A 3,293-nucleotide genomic window follows, 5' to 3' on the forward strand; every position below is an offset into this window, starting at 1 on the left:
ATATTCAAAAGCTATGGCACCGCCATATGTATTTGCATGATTGTTACAGAATAAACTATTTGATATAATTGGACTGGCATAATTGGTCGCAATAGCCCCGCCAAAATTAGCTGCATTGTTGTTGAACATGCAATTCTGAATGACAACTTTGTTGAATTGCTGAATATAAATAGCCCCTCCCCATTGATCATAGTAATTCGCCATGGTATAATTAACCTTTCCATTAGAAAACTTACAGTAGGTAAATCTCGAAGTATCACCGGTTGTTCCAATAAAACGGATTCCTTTCCAACCATTTGTATTTGAGGAATAGGTGGTAAATGTTACAAAACTGGTCGCTGTTCCTGTAGCTAATATCTGGCCTATCACAGTGAGACTATATGCCCCTGTAAACTCGACTGATACACCTGCTCCTATGTTAAGCACAGTACCTGAAGCAACTGTAATATCACCGTTAATGTAATATGGAGAACCAGCAGAAGTCCAGTTTCCTGAAACATTTCCAGCCGACACGTTGGTGGCAGCTGAGGCATTTAAACTGATTAATGAAAACATAAGTGCTGACAGCACTAAAGTGTAAATTCTCTTCATAAGTTTCCGTATTAAATGTTATTCAATTCAGAATTGTATGACAAAAATAATTTTTTTTCAGCAACCTGAAAATATTTTATTAAAAATTATACCGAATTAATTTTTCTTTTGTTAAAAATATAAGTTACTGAATTTCAATTATACAAAAATAACACTTTCAACACCTCTGTTTTTGTTATAAAAAAATCTTTTCAATTTTGAAAACATTCTGTTAAAGATGGAAACTAATAAGCGCCAAGCGAACTTAAAAATTCTTTCACCTGAGAAGTCGAGGCCACCTGAAAGGGGGTTTTGCCATTTACATCCGGAGCATTCAGGGTAGCCTTCTGCGAAATCAGGTATTTGACAACCTCAAGATGACCATTGGCAGCTGCATAATGCAGAGCTGTCCATTTGTTTTTCTTATCAGTCAGATAAACACTTCTGCCATTTACTTCTACCAGATATTTTACAATTTCAGTATTACCGCCTTCGGCAGCATACAACAAAACCGTTTTTCCGTCTTCATCTTCCGCACCAAAATCAGCCCCATAATCAATGAGCTTTTTAACTACTTCAGGATTTCCGGTTTTGGCTGCAAGCATCAGCGCACTGACACCATGAAAATCCTGAGGATTTACTTTTTGCCCTTTTTGTATGAGGAATTCCACAACTTCGGGTGTCGTTCGGGGTGAAGATGCGACAAACATCAATAAAGTTTTACCATCATTAAAGGCTTCATTCAAAGCAGCACCTTTTTCCACCAGCAATCTGACAAGCGGCAAATTACCGGATGCTGCAGCTACCAGCAATGGACTTCTGTTGTTGCGGTCGCGTGCTTTTATCGATAAACCTTTGTTTATCAGCTCAGTAGCAAGTCGCGTATAGCCTTTTTCAATGGCAAGGTTCAGGGCAATATCTCCCGTTTTGCTTTTCCCTTCTGCCGAAGCACCTTTCGTCAGCAGGTACAACATAAAATCTTCATCCGTATTGTAAAGAGCATAAAAAAATATAGATTGCTCCCATCGGTCTTTTACATTCACTTCGGCTCCGGATTCAATAAGCTGACGGGCAAGTATCGTATTTCCTTTTTCCAAAACATACATCAATAGTGTCTTTTTGTCTTCATCCACAAGGTTGAGGTTGGGTTTTCTGCCCAGTAAATAGTTGAAAAAGTCCATATTTCCGAAACGGTAAACAAAAGTCAGTACCGGCATTTTTTCTTCCGTATAACTGTTGACATCTGCTCCTTTTTCGACAACCAGACGGGCTCTTTCAAAGTCTTTGTTTTCAATAAGATGACTTAACACCGTCATACCGTTGACATCTTTTGCATTGATATTAAAACCATTGCTAAGCAAAAAATCAAGCATTTCATCCCCTGCATCAATGGCCACGATGACGGGAGGATATCCGGAAGCATTCAGCAGATCTTTCCTGACATTTTTTTTGAGTAATATTTCTACCATTTCAGTACTTCCGCTTTCAATGGCATAAAACAGTACAGCCGTTCCTTCACCATCAACCGTGTGAACATTTGCTCCTGCATTGATCAGAAATTCAACAGCGTCTGCCTGGTCATCCAGCAGGGCATACATCAACGGAGTAAGGCTGTCGTTATCTCTTGCATCAACAGGGGTCCCTCCTTTTATCAGTTTTTCAAGCATTTCAACGTTTCCTTCCGAAGCGGCCTGATGAATGGAAGTTTGTGCTGAAATTCTGGCTGAAAGCATGATCAGGAAAAGGGAAAGCGTAAAATAAACATATTTGTTCAAAATGACATTGATTTTCTTTTTCACTGCTTAAATAATGTTTTTATTTTTGCTCAATAATACAACGACTTATTCAATAATAAAGCCATCGGATTCATCATGAACGAACAAATTTGCCTGAAAGGTGAATTCTTTTTTAAAAACCTCAGTAAAGAAGAATTGGCTAAATATCCAAAAATTCAATATAACGGAAAAATAATCCTGCTGAATAACAATGATTTCAAAGAGGCTGATTATCTTCATATTAAGTCAAATCATGTATTGGGAGTTGACTTTGAAGCAAAACCCACCTTCATCAAAGGACAAAATTCATTCATTAACCTGATTCAGATTGCAACAGCTGAAGAAGTATATCTGATAAGGATTTACCGCAAACGTATTCCTGATGAGATTATTGAAATTTTTGAGAATGACAGTATTATTAAAGCCGGTATAGGTTTGAGTCATGACATTCACGAACTTAAAAAAATAAGGGAGTTTACACCGGCAGGAATGGTTGACCTGAATAAAATAGCCCAGTCGCTTGGTTTTGAGGGTATTGGAGTAAAAAAATTGTCGGCAATCCTGTTGGGAAAAACTGTCAGTAAAAGGATGCAGGTCAGCAACTGGGGAGCCCCTCGCCTCAGTCAGGAGCAAATTGCCTATGCTGCTACGGATGCATGGATTGCCCGTGAGATTTATCTAAAGCTTAATGCCCTTGTTCAGATTGGCTAAATAGTTGACAAACAACATCCTCGTTGCCTCAGTGTTTTTCAGGGCATTCATCACACAATACTCATTCAGCTCGTTGACGTCCACTACTATCTCATGTATTTGTATTCCTGTATTCTTTTTCAGCTCGGTTTTAAACTGAATATGTTTTTGATACCATTCTTCCCATTTTTCGTCAAACAGCTCAATATCGTCAACTGTTTCAAGCAGAAGTGGATATTGTTCGGGCAGATAAAACGG

4 protein-coding genes are annotated in these 3,293 nt (G+C 38.4%); 1 reads left to right on the plus strand and 3 read right to left on the minus strand.

Going from position 1 to position 3,293, the window contains the following annotated elements:
- Nucleotides 1-591: hypothetical protein (locus tag GX437_02440; GenBank protein NLJ06508.1), on the minus strand; the 591-nt coding region annotated here is incomplete at its 3' end.
- Nucleotides 592-815: 224 nt separating this feature from the next.
- Nucleotides 816-2,369: a hypothetical protein gene (locus tag GX437_02445; protein NLJ06509.1), complete on the minus strand. Its 1,554-nt coding sequence runs from the start codon at nt 2,367-2,369 to the stop codon at nt 816-818.
- Nucleotides 2,370-2,441: 72 nt separating this feature from the next.
- On the opposite strand from GX437_02445, the gene GX437_02450 reads away from it, so the two are divergent.
- Nucleotides 2,442-3,056 (plus strand): 3'-5' exonuclease domain-containing protein 2, encoded by a 615-nt coding sequence (locus GX437_02450; GenBank protein NLJ06510.1) that lies wholly within the window; start codon nt 2,442-2,444, stop codon nt 3,054-3,056.
- Here GX437_02450 and GX437_02455 read toward each other — a convergent pair.
- Nucleotides 3,024-3,293: hypothetical protein (locus GX437_02455; GenBank protein ID NLJ06511.1), on the minus strand; the 270-nt coding region annotated here is incomplete at its 5' end. The two genes, GX437_02450 and GX437_02455, sit on opposite strands and share 33 nt — an antisense overlap.

The sequence above is a fragment of the Sphingobacteriales bacterium genome (genome assembly GCA_012517435.1).
In the GTDB taxonomy this organism is placed as follows: Bacteria; Bacteroidota; Bacteroidia; order CAILMK01; family JAAYUY01; genus JAAYUY01.